Origin of the sequence: Marmoricola sp. OAE513, from assembly GCF_040546585.1 — a bacterium.
Classification (GTDB): Bacteria; Actinomycetota; Actinomycetes; order Propionibacteriales; family Nocardioidaceae; genus Marmoricola.
Genome location: NZ_JBEPOC010000001.1, coordinates 982,486 through 998,389, shown reverse-complemented (window position 1 = coordinate 998,389; position 15,904 = coordinate 982,486). Strand labels below are relative to the sequence as shown.

General features: G+C 69.7%; 21 protein-coding genes and 1 pseudogene. 14 read left to right on the top strand and 8 right to left on the bottom strand.

All coding sequences use genetic code 11. The annotated features are described in order from the left end of the window. Positions 1-18 precede the first annotated feature (18 nt). The 10 genes and pseudogenes from rpmF to ABIE44_RS05010 all read left to right on the top strand — a co-directional run bounded on the left by rpmF (position 19) and on the right by ABIE44_RS05010 (position 4,564). Positions 19-201 (top strand): 50S ribosomal protein L32, encoded by a 183-nt coding sequence (gene rpmF / locus ABIE44_RS05055; protein ID WP_209721252.1) that lies wholly within the window; start codon positions 19-21, stop codon positions 199-201. Further along, on the top strand, positions 198-398 hold the full coding sequence (gene rpsR / locus ABIE44_RS05050; RefSeq protein ID WP_209721254.1) for a 30S ribosomal protein S18: 201 nt from the start codon (positions 198-200) through the stop codon (positions 396-398). Before rpmF ends, rpsR begins: the two co-directional genes overlap by 4 nt. Continuing rightward, positions 395-517 carry a type B 50S ribosomal protein L36 gene (ykgO, locus tag ABIE44_RS05045; protein WP_209721257.1) on the top strand — a complete coding sequence of 41 codons (123 nt, stop codon included), beginning with the start codon at positions 395-397 and terminating at the stop codon, positions 515-517. Before rpsR ends, ykgO begins: the two co-directional genes overlap by 4 nt. A 27-nt stretch (positions 518-544) precedes the next feature. After that, on the top strand, positions 545-781 hold the full coding sequence (gene rpmB, locus ABIE44_RS05040) for a 50S ribosomal protein L28 (protein WP_209721260.1): 237 nt from the start codon (positions 545-547) through the stop codon (positions 779-781). Continuing rightward, the gene (gene rpmG, locus ABIE44_RS05035; protein ID WP_209721263.1) at positions 781-951 is read left to right on the top strand and encodes a 50S ribosomal protein L33; all 171 of its coding nucleotides are present in this window, start codon (positions 781-783) and stop codon (positions 949-951) included. The genes rpmB and rpmG overlap by 1 nt, the downstream gene beginning before the upstream one ends. Further along, the gene (gene rpsN / locus ABIE44_RS05030; RefSeq protein WP_209721266.1) at positions 951-1,256 is read left to right on the top strand and encodes a 30S ribosomal protein S14; all 306 of its coding nucleotides are present in this window, start codon (positions 951-953) and stop codon (positions 1,254-1,256) included. Before rpmG ends, rpsN begins: the two co-directional genes overlap by 1 nt. A 23-nt stretch (positions 1,257-1,279) precedes the next feature. Beyond that, complete coding sequence (locus ABIE44_RS05025; protein ID WP_209721269.1) at positions 1,280-1,648, top strand: Fur family transcriptional regulator; 369 nt, start codon at positions 1,280-1,282, stop codon at positions 1,646-1,648. 28 nt (positions 1,649-1,676) lie between these two features. Then, positions 1,677-3,656: a thioredoxin domain-containing protein gene (locus tag ABIE44_RS05020; RefSeq protein WP_209721272.1), complete on the top strand. Its 1,980-nt coding sequence runs from the start codon at positions 1,677-1,679 to the stop codon at positions 3,654-3,656. Between the two features lie 22 nt (positions 3,657-3,678). Further along, positions 3,679-4,224: pseudogene (locus ABIE44_RS05015) on the top strand (alpha/beta hydrolase); the annotation flags it as partial. Positions 4,225-4,432: 208 nt separating this feature from the next. Continuing rightward, positions 4,433-4,564 carry a hypothetical protein gene (locus ABIE44_RS05010; RefSeq protein ID WP_354437865.1) on the top strand — a complete coding sequence of 44 codons (132 nt, stop codon included), beginning with the start codon at positions 4,433-4,435 and terminating at the stop codon, positions 4,562-4,564. 2 nt (positions 4,565-4,566) lie between these two features. Here the strand turns inward: ABIE44_RS05010 and trhA are convergent, their stop codons facing one another. Further along, complete coding sequence (gene trhA, locus ABIE44_RS05005; RefSeq protein WP_209721277.1) at positions 4,567-5,301, bottom strand: PAQR family membrane homeostasis protein TrhA; 735 nt, start codon at positions 5,299-5,301, stop codon at positions 4,567-4,569. Positions 5,302-5,371: 70 nt separating this feature from the next. Between trhA and ABIE44_RS05000 the strand changes: the two genes are divergently transcribed. From ABIE44_RS05000 to ABIE44_RS04990, 3 genes are all read left to right on the top strand, one after another. Further along, a complete protein-coding gene (locus ABIE44_RS05000) occupies positions 5,372-6,148 on the top strand; it encodes an isoprenyl transferase (RefSeq protein WP_209721279.1) in 777 nt (258 codons plus the stop codon). Positions 6,149-6,407: 259 nt separating this feature from the next. Beyond that, on the top strand, positions 6,408-7,766 hold the full coding sequence (gene phoH2 / locus ABIE44_RS04995) for an RNA 5'-3' helicase PhoH2 (RefSeq protein ID WP_209721283.1): 1,359 nt from the start codon (positions 6,408-6,410) through the stop codon (positions 7,764-7,766). Between the two features lie 213 nt (positions 7,767-7,979). Beyond that, the gene (locus ABIE44_RS04990; RefSeq protein WP_209721286.1) at positions 7,980-8,618 is read left to right on the top strand and encodes an aggregation-promoting factor C-terminal-like domain-containing protein; all 639 of its coding nucleotides are present in this window, start codon (positions 7,980-7,982) and stop codon (positions 8,616-8,618) included. Here the strand turns inward: ABIE44_RS04990 and ABIE44_RS04985 are convergent. Together ABIE44_RS04985 and ABIE44_RS04980 are read right to left on the bottom strand one after the other, a co-directional pair. Then, positions 8,615-9,448: an SDR family NAD(P)-dependent oxidoreductase gene (locus ABIE44_RS04985; RefSeq protein WP_209721289.1), complete on the bottom strand. Its 834-nt coding sequence runs from the start codon at positions 9,446-9,448 to the stop codon at positions 8,615-8,617. The two genes, ABIE44_RS04990 and ABIE44_RS04985, sit on opposite strands and share 4 nt — an antisense overlap. Before the next feature lie 31 nt (positions 9,449-9,479). Continuing rightward, a complete protein-coding gene (locus ABIE44_RS04980) occupies positions 9,480-10,871 on the bottom strand; it encodes a class II fumarate hydratase (protein ID WP_209721292.1) in 1,392 nt (463 codons plus the stop codon). 41 nt (positions 10,872-10,912) lie between these two features. On the opposite strand from ABIE44_RS04980, the gene ABIE44_RS04975 reads away from it, so the two are divergent. Further along, a complete protein-coding gene (locus ABIE44_RS04975) occupies positions 10,913-11,623 on the top strand; it encodes a hypothetical protein (RefSeq protein WP_209721295.1) in 711 nt (236 codons plus the stop codon). Between the two features lie 16 nt (positions 11,624-11,639). On the opposite strand, the gene ABIE44_RS04970 is transcribed toward ABIE44_RS04975, so the two are convergent. The 5 genes from ABIE44_RS04970 to ABIE44_RS04950 all read right to left on the bottom strand — a co-directional run bounded on the left by ABIE44_RS04970 (position 11,640) and on the right by ABIE44_RS04950 (position 15,904). Then, entirely contained in the window at positions 11,640-12,128 is a 489-nt protein-coding gene (locus tag ABIE44_RS04970) for a DUF427 domain-containing protein (RefSeq protein WP_209721299.1), read from the bottom strand. Between the two features lie 2 nt (positions 12,129-12,130). Continuing rightward, a complete protein-coding gene (locus ABIE44_RS04965; protein WP_209721302.1) occupies positions 12,131-12,391 on the bottom strand; it encodes a TFIIB-type zinc ribbon-containing protein in 261 nt (86 codons plus the stop codon). Positions 12,392-12,471: 80 nt separating this feature from the next. Next, a complete protein-coding gene (locus tag ABIE44_RS04960) occupies positions 12,472-12,942 on the bottom strand; it encodes a hypothetical protein (protein ID WP_209721305.1) in 471 nt (156 codons plus the stop codon). Positions 12,943-12,953: 11 nt separating this feature from the next. After that, positions 12,954-14,666, bottom strand: a complete 1,713-nt coding sequence (locus ABIE44_RS04955) for a fumarate hydratase (protein WP_209721308.1) — start codon at positions 14,664-14,666, stop codon at positions 12,954-12,956. A gap of 68 nt (positions 14,667-14,734) precedes the next feature. Further along, the gene (locus ABIE44_RS04950; protein WP_209721311.1) at positions 14,735-15,904 is read right to left on the bottom strand and encodes an ABC transporter ATP-binding protein; all 1,170 of its coding nucleotides are present in this window, start codon (positions 15,902-15,904) and stop codon (positions 14,735-14,737) included.

Below are 15,904 nucleotides of genomic sequence, written 5' to 3'. Positions count from 1 at the left end.
CCACCCGAGAGGAACATCGTGGCAGTACCCAAGCGTCGTACGTCGCGCAGCAACACACGTCACCGTCGATCCCGCTGGAAAGCGGAGGCGGCCGACCTGGTCCCCATCGTCGTCGCCGGGGTTCCGCACCGGGTCCCGCGGCGGCTCGTCCGGGCTGTCGCTCGGGGTCTGGTCGACCCGGCGACGGGGCGGCCGGCATGAGCACCGAACACGTCGACTACAAGGACACGGCGCTTCTGCGGACCTACCTCTCCGACCGCGGGCGGATCCGGTCCCGACGTCTCACCGGACTCAGCCCTCAGCAGCAACGTCTGGTCGCACGCGCCATCAAGAACGCCCGGGAGATGGCGCTGATCCCGTACGCGAGCCACCGATCGCCGAGAAGGAGCCTGTCGTGAAGGTCCGAAACTCCCTGCGCTCGCTGAAGAAGCAGCCGGGCGCCCAAGTGGTCCGCCGGCGCGGGCGCACGTTCGTGATCAACAAGCTGAACCCGCGGCTCAAGGCCCGTCAGGGCTGAGCCGTCCACCGCTGGAAAGGAAATGTCATGGCACGCACCTGCCAGGTCACCGGGCGCCGCCCCGGTTTCGGCCACCACGTCTCGCACTCGCACCGCCGTACGAACCGGCGCTTCGAGGTGAACGTGCAGACCAAGCACTACTGGGTCCCGAGCCTCGGCCGGACCGTGAAGCTCCGGGTCAGCGCCCGCGGCATCAAGGTGATCGATGTCCGCGGCATCGAGGTCGTCGTCGCCGACCTGCGACGCAGCGGGGTGCGGCTCTGATGGCGAAGCGAGGAAACGACCTGCGCCCGGTCGTGAAGCTGCGCTCGACCGCCGGCACCGGCGTCACCTACGTGACCCGGAAGAACCGGCGCAACGATCCCGACCGGCTCGAGCTGCGCAAGTACGACCCGAAGGTGCGTCGGCACGTCGTGTTCCGGGAGGAGCGCTGATGGCCAAGAAGTCCAAGATCGCCGCGAACGACCGGCGCAGGGCGACGGTCGCCCGGTACGCCGAACGGCGTGCCGACCTGAAGGAGACCCTGCGTACCTCGGCGCCCGGGAGCGCCGAGCTCGCCGCGGCCGTCGCGGCGCTCAGCCGGCTGCCCCGGGACGCGTCACCGGTCCGGGTCCGGAACCGGGACCAGGTCGACGGACGCCCTCGCGGCTACCTGCGGCAGGCGGGCGTCTCCCGGATCCGGTTCCGGGCGATGGCGCACGCCGGCGAGCTGCCCGGCATCACCACGTCCAGCTGGTAGGTGGGGCGGTAGCGTTCGGCCTCATGAAGCGGGACATGGTGCTCGGGGTGCTGGAGGGGAGTCCGGAGTTTCTCAGCGCCCAGGACATCCATGCCGCGCTGCGGGCCAGCGGCCAGAAGGTCGGCCTCGCCACGGTCTACCGGGTCGTCCAGGCGCTCCAGGAGTCCGGCGCGATCGATGCGCTGCGCAACGAGAACGGCGAGCTCACGTACCGCAGCTGCGAGTCCACCGGCCACCATCACCACCTGGTCTGCCGCGCGTGTGGTCGGACCGTCGAGGTGCAAGGCCCTGCCGTCGAGAGGTGGGCGGACTCGGTCGCCGCCGAGCACGGGTTCGCCGAGGTCTCCCACACCGTCGAGGTGTTCGGGATCTGCGGGGACCACCGCTCCTAGGCATCTTGTCGGGTGGCAGGCTGGGTGCATGGGGAACCGACTCGCGTCCGCCACCAGCCCGTACCTCCTCCAGCACGCCGACAACCCGGTCGACTGGTGGGAGTGGGGTCCAGAGGCCTTCGCCGAGGCCAGGCGCCGCGACGTCCCGGTCCTGCTGAGCGTCGGGTACGCCGCCTGCCACTGGTGCCACGTGATGGCGCACGAGTCGTTCGAGGACCAGGCCACCGCGGACTACCTGAACGCGCACTACGTCAGCGTCAAGGTCGACCGCGAGGAGCGGCCCGACGTCGACGCGGTCTACATGCAGGCGACCGTGGCGACGACCGGGCACGGCGGCTGGCCGATGACCTGCGTGCTCGACCACGACGGCCGGCCGTTCTTCGCCGGAACCTACTTCCCGGACCAGCCGCGGCACGGGCAGCCGAGCTTCACCCAGCTGCTGCAGGCGATCACCGACGCGTGGAACGACCGGCGCGAGGACGTCGGGACGACGGCTGAGAACATCGCCGCGCACATCGCCTCGAACGCCGTGCTGGAGGGTTCGGCCCCGCTCGACCGCGAGGTGCTCGACGCCGCCGCCGGCAAGGTCTCCCGCGAGTTCGACGACGTCAACGCGGGCTTCGGTGGTTCGCCGAAGTTCCCACCGTCCATGCTGGTCGAGTTCCAGCTGCGGCACGGGGGAGCGACCGACCTCGCGCAGGCGGTCGCGACGCTCGAGCGGATGGCCCGCGGCGGGATCTACGACCAGCTCGGCGGCGGGTTCGCGCGCTACTCGGTCGACGCCCGCTGGGTGGTGCCGCACTTCGAGAAGATGCTCTACGACAACGCGCTGCTGCTGTCGGCGTACACGTCCTGGTTCGCCGTCACCGGGGACCCGCTCGCCCGTCGGATCGCGGAGGAGACCGGCGCGTTCCTGGTCGACGAGCTCGGTACCCCGCAGGGCGGGTTCTCCTCGGCGCTGGATGCCGACTCCGAAGGAGCCGAGGGGACCTACTACGTCTGGACCCCCGCTCAACTCGTCGAGGTGCTCGGCGCCGACGACGGTGCCTGGGCCGCTTCGCTGCTCACGGTGACCGAGCAGGGCACCTTCGAGCACGGTTCTTCCGTGCTCCAGCTGCTCGCCGATCCCGACGACACCGACCGGTGGGCCTCGGTGCGCCAGCGTCTGCTCGCGGCGCGGGCGCGGCGCGAGCGGCCCGCCGAGGACGACAAGGTGGTCGCGGCCTGGAACGGCCTGGCCGTCTCCGGCCTGGCACGGGCAGCCGGCGTGCTCGAGAAGCCGGAGCTGCTCGGCGCCGCCGTCCGGGCGGGGACGCTGCTGTGGGACCTGCACCTGGCTGACGGGCGCCTGCGCCGCGTATCCCGGGACGGCGTCGTCGGCAAGCACGCCGGTGTTCTCGAGGACTACGGCTGCGTCGCCGACGGATTCCTCGCACTCGTCGAGGCCACGGGAGACGACGTCTGGCTCGAGCGTTCGGGCGTGCTGCTCGAGGTCGCGCTGACCCAGTTCGCCGACGGCGACGGTGGGTTCCACGACACCGCGGACGACGCCGAGACATTGATCGCCCGCCCCCGCGACCCGTCCGACAACGCCAGCCCGTCGGGGCACTCGGCCGTCACCCACGCCCTGCTCCGGTACGCCGCGCTGACCGGTTCCGGACGCCACCGCGACGCGGCCGAGGCAGCGCTCGCGACCGTGCGTCCTCTGGCCGAACGAGCGCCGCGCTTCGCCGGGTGGTCGTTGGCAGCCGCGGAGTCCGCCGTCGACGGACCGCTGGAGGTCGTCGTCGTCACCGAGCCGGGCGACCCGGACGGAGCGGCTCTCGCCGCTCGTGCGCGGCGCCGACTGGGTGCCGTGGTCCTGGTCGTCAGCCCCGAGCAGGCCCGCACCTCGCAGATCCCGCTGCTGCACGGCCGCGACCTGGTCGAGGGCCGGGCGGCGGCGTACGTCTGCCGCGGGATGGTGTGCGAGCGGCCGGTCACCGACGTGGGGTCGCTGTTCGTCTGACCTCGGGCGCTAGTCTCGCGGCATGGCTGAGATCTCCCGGCGCGCGGTCGTCCTCGGCGGCGCCGGCATCGCCGCGGCCACGGTGGCGACCGGAGGCCTGCTGGTCAACGAGGGCGTCCTCCCCGGTCGGGTGCGGGCGTACTCGCTGCTCGGCCTGAACGGGGAGAAGGCACCGATCCCGGACGTCCGGCCCGGGCGGCGCTTCGACGGTTCGTTCGACTCCCAAGCCCGCGGCGGCGTACGGACGGCCTGGTCGCTGTCACTGCCGCCGGACCTCGAACCGATCGACCTGCCGCTCGTGGTTGCCCTGCACGGTGCTCGTGCCGATCACACGGCGGCCTTCGACAAGATGGGTGTCGACCGGTTCCTCGCCCAGGCCGTCGCCGACGGTGTCCCGCCGTTCGCGATCGCGTCGGTCGACGGCGGCCGCGAGTCGTACTGGCACCCCCGGGCGGACGGTACCGACAGCGCCGCGATGGTCATCGACGAGCTGGTGCCGATGCTCACCGAGCGGTTCAAGCTGGGCAACGAGCTCGGTCTCTACGGCTGGTCGATGGGTGGGTACGGCGCACTGCGGCTCGCGATGCGTGGCGCACCCGTCAAGGCTGTCGTCGCATGTAGCCCAGCCCTGTTCGAGTCGTACGGCGACACCTCGCACGACGCGTTCGACGACAAGGCCGACTTCGCGAAGGAGGGTCTGCGCGACGCGGGCAGCGAGTTCCCCGACCTGCCCGGTCCGGATCGACTGCGGCAACGGCGACCCGTTCTACTTCGCCGTGCGGGAGTTCATCCAGGACCTCCCCGAGGCGCCGGCGGGCGGGTTCGAGGACGGCGCGCACACCTACGGCTACATGCGCAGGGTGCTGCCCAACCAGCTCAGGTTCCTGGGCGCGAACCTGACTGCCTGACCTCAGCGCAGCTTGTACGTCGCTATCGACGCCGCGATGTAGTGGCACACGAACGCGGCGATCGTGAACAGGTGGAAGATCTCGTGGAAGCCGAACCACGTCGGGAACGGGTCGGGCCGCTTCAGCGCGTAGACCAGTCCGCCGAGGGTGTAGAGCCCGCCGCCGACCACGACCAGGGTGATCACTGCCGAGCCACCGCCGGCGAAGTCGTCGGCGTAGAAGATCGCCGCCCAGCCGAGCGCGATGTAGATCGGCGCCGAGAGCCAGCGCGGTGCGTTGGTCCAGAACAACTTGAAGCCGACGCCGAGAACCGCACCGGTCCAGACGATGACGAGCATGCCGACGCGGGCGCCACCGTCGAGCAGTGTGATCGCGAACGGCGTGTAGGAGCCGGCGATCAGGAAGAAGATGTTGGCGTGGTCGAAGCGCTTCCAGAACGCCCAGACCTTCGGCGACCAGTTGCCGCGGTGGTAGATCCCGCTCACGGTGAACAGCAGGATCGCTGTGCCGGCGAACAGTGCCGAGGACACCTTCGTCGCGGCAGTGGGGGACAGGCAGATCAGGACGACGCCGGCCGCGATCGTCAGCGGCGAGGTCGCGGCGTGCAGCCAGCCGCGGAGCTTTGGCTTGGCCGCCATCATCGCCCGGTGCAGCTGCAGGGCGGAGTCGGCGGCGACGTCGGCCGCCTTGTCGACGACCTCTTCGGCCTTCTCGGAGACGGGGACCTTGGCGTTCATGCATCAAGGTTACGGCACCGTAGGTTGAGACTCGCCAGTATCGAAATGTCCGTTCCGGTAGCCTGAACGGGTGGCTGATTGGAAGCGTGGGCTCCGTCGGGTTCTGTACCCCGCGTACGAGGCCCGTCTCGCACGCCGCCTCCCGGCCGACCGGATCCCGCAGCACGTGGGAGTCATGCTCGACGGCAACCGACGCTGGGCCAAGGCCGTCGGCGCGGACACCGCTGGTGGCTACCAGGCCGGCGCCGCCAACATCGAACCGCTGCTCGGCTGGTGCGAGGAGGTCGGCGTCAAGGTCGTCACCCTCTGGCTGCTGTCCACCGACAACCTGAACCGTCCGCCCGAGCAGCTCGAGGGGCTCCTGCGCATCATCGAGGGCGCGGTCGAGTCCCTGGCGGTCCAGCGCCGCTGGCGACTTCACCCGGTGGGCGCGCTCGACCTGCTTCCGGCCAAGACCGCCGAGCGGCTCAAGGCGGCCGAGGAGTCGACCCGCGACGCCGACGGCATCCTGGTCAACATCGCCGTCGGGTACGGCGGTCGTCGCGAGATCGCCGACGCGGTCCGCTCGCTCCTGCACGCCGAGGCCGCCAAGGGCAAGACCATCGAGGACCTCGCCGAGGTGATCGACGTCGAGCACATCGCCGAGCACCTCTACACCAAGGGCCAGCCCGATCCGGACCTCGTCATCCGCACCTCGGGGGAGCAGCGCCTCGGGGGTTTCCTGCTGTGGCAGAGCGCGCACAGCGAGTTCTACTTCTGCGAGGCCTACTGGCCCGACTTCCGTCGCGTCGACTTCCTGCGTGCGGTGCGTGCCTACGCGGTCCGCGACCGTCGTCTCGGTCGCTGAGGCGACCGAGAGCCACGTAACAAAACGTTCATCTGCGCCGCGCCCTGCGTTCGGGCGTGTCGGCCGAGCTCGGCCCGATTTGCGGCGTACTTTCGAACGCAGCGGATCGCATCCGAGGCGGTCCGCACCTGGAGGCGAGTGCGTGAGAAATCACGACCTATGGGGTCAGCACTCTGGCCCTTGCCCGTCCTGGTCCAAGCACAACTGCTGACGACCTGGACGCCGGGTGCGGCGTGCTGGTCTGCGAAGGGGAACATCCGTGGCCACTCCGAAGCGCTCAGCGTCCGGCACTGCCAGCAAGACCCCCACCAAGGCGAGCTCCCAGCGCCGGACCTACGTCCTGGACACCTCCGTGCTCCTGGCGGATCCCGGGGCCCTGAAGAGGTTCGACGAGCACGAGGTCGTGCTGCCCGTCGTGGTGATCACCGAGCTGGAGGGCAAACGGCACCACTCCGAGCTCGGCTACTTCGCCCGGACGGCGCTGCGGATGCTCGACGAGCTCCGCGTCGAGAACGGCCGTCTGGACAGCCCGGTCCCGATCGGCGAGCACGGCGGCACCATCCGGGTGGAGCTGAACCACACCGACGCCGAGTCGCTGCCCTCGGGGTTCCGGCTGGGGGACAACGACACCCGGATCCTCGCCGTTGCGAACAACCTGGCCAACGAGGGCTTCGCGGTCACGCTGGTGTCCAAGGACCTGCCGCTGCGGATCAAGGCCTCGGCCGTCGGCCTGGACGCCGAGGAGTACCTCGGTGAGCAGATCCACGAGTCGGACGCCGGGTGGACCGGGGTGGCCGAGATGGACGTCCTGTCCAGCGACCTCGACGAGCTGTACGAGGACAGCGTCATCGATCTCGACGACGCGCGGGATCTCCCGTGCCACACGGGTCTCGTGCTGATGTCGGACCGCGGCAGCGCGCTGGGTCGGGTCGGGGCCGACAAGCGGGTGCACCTGGTCAAGGGCGACCGCGAGGCCTTCGGGCTGCACGGTCGCTCCGCCGAGCAGCGGGTCGCGCTCGACCTGCTCCTGGACCCGGAGATCGGGATCGTGTCGTTGGGAGGGCGAGCGGGGACGGGGAAGTCGGCGCTCGCTCTCTGCGCCGGCCTCGAGACCGTCATGGAGCGTCGCCAGCACAAGAAGGTGGTCGTCTTCCGTCCGTTGTTCGCGGTCGGTGGTCAGGAGCTCGGCTACCTGCCCGGCAGCGAGTCGGAGAAGATGTCGCCGTGGGGCCAGGCCGTCTTCGACACCCTGGGTGCGATCACCACGCCTGAGGTGATCGACGAGATCCTCGACCGCGGGATGCTCGAGGTGCTGCCCCTGACGCACATCCGGGGCCGGTCGCTGCACGACGCGTTCGTCATCGTCGACGAGGCGCAGTCGCTGGAGCGCAACGTGCTCCTGACGGTGCTCTCGCGGATGGGCGCGAACTCCAAGGTGGTCCTGACCCACGACGTCGCTCAGCGCGACAACCTGCGGGTCGGTCGGCACGACGGCGTCGTGGCCGTGGTGGACAAGCTCAAGGGCCACCCGCTGTTCGCCCACGTGACCTTGACCCGGTCCGAGCGGTCGCCGATCGCGGCCCTGGTCACCGAGATGCTCGAGCACGTCTCCATGTAGCCGCGGGTCCTCCGGGCTGCCCGCAGGAGGGCAGATCGGGGGACACCCCGGAGCACCACGCGTCACACCTGTCACAACTTCTGGACCAGTTCCACCATCCGGCACGGTCAACTTGATTCCCGCCGCCGTTCTTGTGAAGGTGGTCACTCCTCTGCAGCACCCCGGCGCAGCGCCGCGTCAGCCGACGTCCACAGTCGACCGAGAGTTTCTTCCTTGCCTCAGAAGTACGTTCCGACGCACCGGAGCGCACCCCCGAAGCGCGTACGTGCGGGCGCGAAGAACGCTGTCTACTACTCCGGCGTCGCGATGTTCGCGACGACGCTTTCGGTCGGGGCCGGTGTCGCCTCGGGAGACAAGACCGACAGCCAGCTGCCGTCGCTCGCCGCGGACAAGTCCGAGATCTCCGCGGCAGACCTGAGCCGTCGCGAGCAGTCCGTCTCCCGCTCGAGCGACCGGACCGCCGCGCGCGTCAGCACCGCCACGTCGTTGAAGGCCGCTGAGCTCAGTACCGGCAACGGTGTGGCCGTGACCCGCACCGAGGACCTGGCGCTGACCGACCCGAAGGCCCTGACCCGGGCTCTGATGCCCCGCTACGGACTCGCCTCGGCCGACTTCGACTGCATCGACCGGATCTGGACCCAGGAATCGAACTGGAACGTCCACGCCGACAACCCGCACTCCTCGGCGTACGGGATCCCGCAGGCGCTGCCCGGCAGCAAGATGGCCTCGGCGGGCGCCGACTGGCGCAACAACCCCGAGACGCAGATCCGTTGGGGCCTGGGCTACATCGCGAAGCGCTACGGCACGGCCTGCTCGGCGTGGTCGTTCAAGCGCAGCCACGGCTGGTACTAGACCGCCACCATCTCCCGGCTGACGGCGACGAGCCGTCGACCGAGCTCCTCGTCGAGTGCGAGCTCCGCCGGCTCCGTGAGCCTGTTCTTCTCGTAGTAGCCGCCGGAAAGACCCGCGACCTCCTCGTTGGTGGCCAGGTAGGTCAGCGTCGCGCCGCCCTCGGCCGGCGTGATCATGAGCAGACGCTTGGCGATGGACAGCGCCGGCCGTGCGAACGCCGGCGCGCCGGCCCAGATGTTGGTGGCCACGGCTCCGGGGTGCAGGCAGTTCGCGGTGACGCCGGTTCCGCCCAGCCTGGCCGCCAGGTTGCGGGTGTACAGCACGTTGGCGAGCTTGGAGCGGCTGTAGGCGCGCATGATCTGGTAGCCGCGCTCGAACCCGAGGTCGTCGAGGTCCATCGTGCCGCGGTAGTGCCCGCCGGAGGCGGTGTTCACGATCCGTGCCGTGCCGCTGGCGACCAGACGGTCCAGGAGCAGCTCGGTGAGCAGGAACCCGGCGAGGTGGTTGACCGCGAAGGTCGCCTCGTAGCCGTCGACGGTCAGCTCGCGCTTGTCGTAGACGGTGCCGGCGTTGTTCACCAGGACGTCGATCCGCGGGTACGCCGCGAGCAGCTCACCGGCCAGCCGGCGTACGTCGGCCAAGGAGGCGAAGTCGGCGGTGAAGCTGTCGACCTTCACCTGCGGCGACTCGGTCGCGATCCGCTGGACGGCGGCCGCGAGCTTGGTCGGGCTGCGGCCCACCAGCACGAGGTGGTGGCCCTGCGCGGCGAGCTGGCTCGCGGACTCCAGACCGATGCCGTCACTGGCGCCGGTGATGACGATGGTCTTCATCTCGCGGTCCACCGGTGTGTGCTGGTCGGGATCACGGGTGCGTCATGCCTTCCACGTCGAGAGCGGCATCGAGCTGCTCGAGGGTGAGCACGCCGCGCTCGACGTACCCCAGGGCCAGGACCTGCTCCCGGACGGTCCGTCCTGCCCGCAGCGATTCTTTCGCAACCTTCGCCGCTTCCTCGTAACCGAGGTACTTGTTCAGCGGTGTCACGACCGAGGGTGACGACTCGGCGTACCGCCGCATCCGGTCGGCGTCCGCGGTGATGCCGTCGATGCACCGGGTCGCGAGCAGACGGCTCGAGGTCGACAGGATCCGGATGGACTCGAGAAGGTTGCGGGCGATCACGGGCAGCATCACGTTGAGCTCGAAGTTCCCGGCGGCGCCGGCGGTCGTGATCGCGGCATCGTTGCCGATCACCTGCGCGCAGACCATCAGGGTCGCCTCGGGAAGGACCGGGTTCACCTTGCCGGGCATGATGCTCGAGCCGGGCTGCAGGTCGGGCAGGTGGATCTCGGCCAGGCCGGTGGTCGGGCCCGAGGACATCCAGCGCAGGTCGTTGCAGATCTTCGTCAGGCCGACCGCGATCGTGCGCAGCACACCGCTCAGCTCGACCAGCGAGTCGCGTGTGCCCTGGCCCTCGAAGTGGTTGCGGGTCTCGGTGAAACCCTGGCCGGTGAGCCCGGAGAGCTCCTCGATGACAGTGGCCGAGAAGCCCGGCGAGGTGTTGATGCCGGTGCCGACGGCGGTGCCGCCGAGGGGCAGCTCGCGGACGCGGGGGAGGACCGACTCGAGGCGTTCGACCGCCAGCCGCGCGGTCGCGGCGTACCCGCCGAACTCCTGACCGAGCATCACCGGCGTCGCGTCCATCAGGTGCGTGCGCCCGGACTTCACCAGGCCGGAGAATTCCTCGGCCTTCGCCTCCAGCGAGGCGCGGAGGACCTCGAGTGCCGGCTGCAGCTCCTCGACGACGGCCAGCGTGGCCGCGACGTGGATCGAGGTCGGGAAGACGTCGTTGCTCGACTGGCTCGCGTTCACGTGGTCGTTGGGGTGGACCGGGACGTCCTCGGTGCCGGCGAGCCGGGAGACGACCTCGTTCATGTTCATGTTGGAGCTGGTGCCGGACCCGGTCTGGAAGACGTCGAGGGGGAACTGGTCGGGGTGTTCGCCGTCGGCGACGGACCGCGCCGCCTCCTCGATCGCCGTTGCGCGCTCGGGACTGATCACCTCGAGGCGACCGTTGACCCGGGCGGCAGCGAGCTTGATCAGGGCGAGTGCCCGGACGTGCTGACCCTCCAGCGGCTGGCCGCTGATCGGGAAGTTCTCGATCGCCCGCTGGGTCTGCGCGCCCCAGAGGGCGTCGCGCGGGACGAGAACCTCGCCCAGGGAGTCGTGCTCGGTCCGGAAATCAGCGTCGGAGGCCATACCGGTCAGGCTACTGCGGAGCCGGATGGGAAACTTCTCCCATGTTCTCCCGCGCGCTCACCTTCCTCAGCGTCCTCTTCCTGGTCGCCGGCATCGGTCTCCTCGTGGCCGTCAGCACCGACCTCGTCGACGAGGACGAGCCGGAGTCGACGCACGCGGCGGCGAAGCACTCTGAGGAACCGACGGCAGAGCCGACGGCCACCCGGCAGCCGACGCTCACGCCGACGACAGCAGCGCCCGTCGACTGCGGCGAGGTCTTTTCCCGCGCCGAGGCCGAGGCACTCGCGGACGGTGACCTCGGCGCGGGCAAGCCCGAGGCTTTCTCCGGTCTGACCGCCTGCGCCTGGACCTCCACCACGACCGGTGCGCGGGTCGGTGTCCTGGCCGTCCCCTCCTCGGAGTGGGCGAAGGTTCTGCCGGCCGCGGTGGGCACGCTGCTCGAGTCGGACGTCGACTTCGCCGGGCGCGAGCTGCTCGACGACGCCCTCGAGCTGATCGAGGAGGGCGGGACGCTGGACGACACCAAGGCGTGCGAGGTGTTCAGCACGATGGCCTCGCTGCAGGGGCAGCCGAAGGGCACCACCCAGGTGTTCAACTACGTGCCGGACGACCAGGCGCCGCAGGGGATCAACGGTCAGGCGTGCGTCAACGGCCGCTACTACTCCGTGCAGCTGGTGGCCCCCGGGATCAAGAAGGGCCCGAAGATCGAGGCGCGGATCCGCGCAGCCCTCGCCTCCGCGCTCGCGCGCTGAACCTCACGAGCCCGCGCTACCAACCCAGCGTGCCGGGGGCGCCCTTGAACGGACCGACCACCCGCGAGGTGATCCAGCCCCCGTAGAAGCCGCCGGGCTGGGGTTCGACGCGCTCGTCGTCGACGAAGCAGGCGTCCACTGCTGCGGGGTAGAGCGCAACGTGGTCGGTGATGACGGCGAACCCGGGCGTCGGGTCGGCGTACGTCCAGGCGGAGCGCTGGGCGACGGCACCGCCGCCCAGCAGGTCGAGGTAGGACGCGTCGCCCTTCCACTCGCAGAACGACGTACCGGGTGCCCCTCGCAGCGAGCCGTCGAGGAAGGCGTTCCGCGGCAGGTAGTACGTCGGCGGGTGGCTGGTCTCCAGGACGCACCACGCGTCGGTGGTCTCGGCGATCACGACCCCGCCGAGCACCACCCGGACGCGCTCATGACGCTGCTCGAGACGCGGCGGCCGCGGGTAGTCCCAGACGGACTCCTGGCCCGGCCCCGGGACCTCGCGCTGCACGGTCAGTCGAAGATCTCGGAGAGCCAGCTCTCCTTGCGCTTCTGCTTGTACGGCCGCTGGTAGTGCTGGTTCTGCTGGTACTGCGGCTGCTGGTACTGCTGCGGCGGGGCCGCCTGCGGCGCCGGCTGCGCGACGGAGCGCTCGATGATCTTGTCGAGCTCACCGCGGTCCAGCCACACGCCGCGACAGGTCGGGCAGTAGTCGATCTCGATGCCGCTGCGGTCGCTCATGACGAGGACGGCGCCGTCGGTGGGGCACTGCATGGGGTTCTACCTTCCTTCGGGACCGACGAGTGGTTGTCGTCGTACTCGGCCAACGTCCGGCGTACGGCGAGGGTTCCCGTTCAAGCGCCGTTCTGCTCGGCCCGGACCGCCTGCAGCGCCGGTTTCCCCCGCCCCGCGAGCCAGATCCAAGCCAGACCGGAGCCCAGCACGATCGAGACGATCGGCCACCACAGGTAGTAGTTGCTGGTCGTCTCGCCGCCCAGGGTCCCGTTGTCGGTGACCTGGGTCCTCACCCGCGTGCCGACCGGGGGTGCCTGGTCGCACTTCACCAGGGCACCGGTGCGCTCGCGGCCGCCGTCGGTATAGGTGACCTTCCAGTCCCAGCCGGGGCTCTTGTACTTCGACCCGCAGCCGAACTCGTTGCGCTGCTGCCCGACGACGGTGACCTCCACGGTCTGCACGTCGCCGGTCAGTCGGTCGCGCCAGTCGGCGTCGACGACGGCCAGGATCCAGCCGAAGGCCGCGATCACCAGCAGGGTGCCCAGCACGTTGACCGCCCAGATGCGGGCGACGTGCAGCGCGACCTGCATGGCGGCAGCGGCTACTTCTCGGCGGAGCGGACGCGCAGCCCGCCGGCGTCACCGAGAGCGGTGAGCGGTACGCTGACCGCACCGCTGGGGTCGGTGAAGAAGTCGTTGCCCTTGTCGTCGACGACGATGAACGCCGGGAAGTCCTCGACCTCGATCTTCCAGACCGCTTCCATGCCGAGCTCGGGGTACTCGATGACCTCCTGGCTCTTGATGCAGTCGAGCGCGAGCCGGGCAGCAGGCCCGCCGATCGAGCCGAGGTAGAAACCCCCGAACTCGTTGCACGCCTCGGTGACCTGCTTGGAGCGGTTTCCCTTGGCGAGCATCACCATGGATCCGCCGGCGGCCTGGAACGACTTCACGTAGGAGTCCATCCGGCCCGCGGTGGTCGGACCGAACGAACCCGACGCCATCCCCTCGGGTGTCTTGGCCGGGCCGGCGTAGTAGACCGGGTGGTTCTTCAGGTACTCCGGCATCTCGCCGCCGTTGTCGAGCAGCTCCTGGATCTTGGCGTGCGCGATGTCGCGGGCGACGACCAGGGGTCCGGTCAGCGAGAGCCGCGTCTTGACGGGGTGCTTGCGCAGCTCGGCCAGGATGTCGGCCATCGGCTGGTTGAGGTCGATCGGGACGACCTCGCCACCGGCGATGTCCTCGGCCACCCCGGCGTCGGGCATGTACTGCGCCGGGTCCATCTCGAGCTGCTCGAGGAAGACGCCCTCGGCGGTGATCTTGCCGAGCGCCTGTCGATCGGCCGAGCAGGAGACGGCGATCGCGACCGGGCAGGACGCGCCGTGCCGGGGGAGCCGGACGACGCGGACGTCGTGGCAGAAGTACTTGCCGCCGAACTGCGCACCGATGCCGAAGGACTGGGTCAGCTTGAAGACCTCCTCCTCGAGCTCGAGGTCGCGGAACCCGTGGGCGCTCATCGAGCCCTCGGTCGGCAGGTCGTCGAGGTAGTGCGCGCTGGCGTACTTCGCCGTCTTCAGGGCGAACTCCGCGCTGGTTCCGCCGATCACCACAGCGAGGTGGTACGGCGGGCACGCCGCGGTTCCGAGCGACCGGATCTTCTCGTCAAGGAACTCCAGCAGGCGCTTCGGGTTCAGGACGGCCTTGGTCTCCTGGAAGAGGAACGACTTGTTGGCCGAGCCGCCGCCCTTGGCCATGAACAGGAACTTGTACTCGGGGTTGCCGTCCTTGTCCGGGGTCGAGTACAGCTCGATCTGGGCCGGCAGGTTGGTGCCGGTGTTCTTCTCCTCGTACGTCGTCAGCGGTGCGAGCTGCGAGTAGCGCAGGTTCAGCTTCGTGTACGCGTCGTACACGCCGCGACTGATCGCCTCACCGTCGTCGGCGCCGGTAAGCACGCCCTCGGACTTCTTGCCCATGACGATCGCGGTGCCGGTGTCCTGGCACATCGGCAGCACGCCGCCGGCGGAGATGTTCACGTTCTTGAGCAGGTCGAGTGCCACGAACCGGTCGTTGCCCGATGCCTCGGGGTCGTCGATGATCTTGCGGAGCTGGGCGAGGTGAGCTGGGCGCAGGAAGTGCGAGATGTCGTGCATCGCCTCAGCGGTCAGCGTCTGGATCGCCTCGGGCGAAACCCGGAGGAAGGTCTGCCCGTCGGCTTCGAAGGTCGAGACGCCCTCGGTCGTGACGAGCCGGTACGGCGTCGTGTCCTTCCCGGTCGGAAGGAGGTCGGAGTAGCGGAATTCAGGTCCAGGTGTGCTCACGGAGGAAGGTTAGTCCCCTGTCGCTCCTGCTCGAGCACGGCCAGGGACTCAGAGCCTCGCCGCGTCCGTCACGTCGAGGTGCGGGTGAGGTTCTCGCCGCTCTCAGGATCGAAGAGGTGGATCTGCTCGGGGTCGAGCCAGATCTCCGCGTCCTCGCCCTTGGCGATCGTGCTGTTCGCGTCGAGCGCGACGACCAGCTGGGTGCGCAGCGACTCGCCGTCGAGATCGCGCTCCAGGTCGGCGAGGTGCCCGGCCACCTCGGGCTTCACCTCGAACGGGATGTAGGCGTAGGCCTCGTGACCGAGCCACTCCACCACGTCGACGGTGGCGGTGAAGGTCGAGCCGCGCTCGCGCACCTTCGCGTCGACGACCTGGGCGTCCTCGAAGTGCTCGGGCCGGATGCCCGCGATCAGGTCGCCGCGGTCACGGGCACGCTCCGCCTTGGCGGCGGGCAGCTCGAAGGTGCCGATCGGCAGCTCGATCCGGGTGCCCTCGACGGTCGCCGGGAGGAAGTTCATCGGCGGTGACCCGATGAAGCCGGCGACGAACAGGTTCACCGGCTCGTTGTAGAGCTCGCGCGGGGTCGCCAGCTGCTGGAGCTCGCCACGACGGAGGACCGCCACCCGGTCACCGAGGGTCATCGCCTCGGTCTGGTCGTGGGTGACGTACACGGTCGTGATGCCGAGGCGCTTCTGCAGGCGCGCGATCTCGGTGCGCATCTGGCCGCGGAGCTTGGCGTCGAGGTTCGAGAGCGGCTCGTCGAACAGGAACGCCTCGGCATCCCGGACGATCGCCCGGCCCATCGCCACCCGTTGGCGCTGGCCGCCGGAGAGGTTGCCGGGCTTGCGCTGCAGGTGCTCGTCGAGCTCGAGCGTCTTGCTGGCCTCGCGCACCTTCGCGTCGATCTCGGACTCCGGGATGCTGCCCTTGAGCCGCAGGGGGAACGCGATGTTCTCGTAGACGCTGAGGTGCGGGTAGAGCGCGTAGTTCTGGAAGACCATCGACAGGTTGCGGTCCCGCGGGGCGAGGTCGTTGACCCGCTTGCCGCCGATCACCATGTCGCCGGAGGTGATGTCCTCCAGGCCGACGATCATGCGCAGCAGGGTCGACTTCCCGCAGCCGGAGGGACCGACCAGGATCATGAACTCGCCGTCCTGGACGTCGATGCTGACGTCGTTCACGGCGGGGAACCCGTCGCCGTACTTCTTGACGATGTTGACCATCTCGATCGCGGCCAT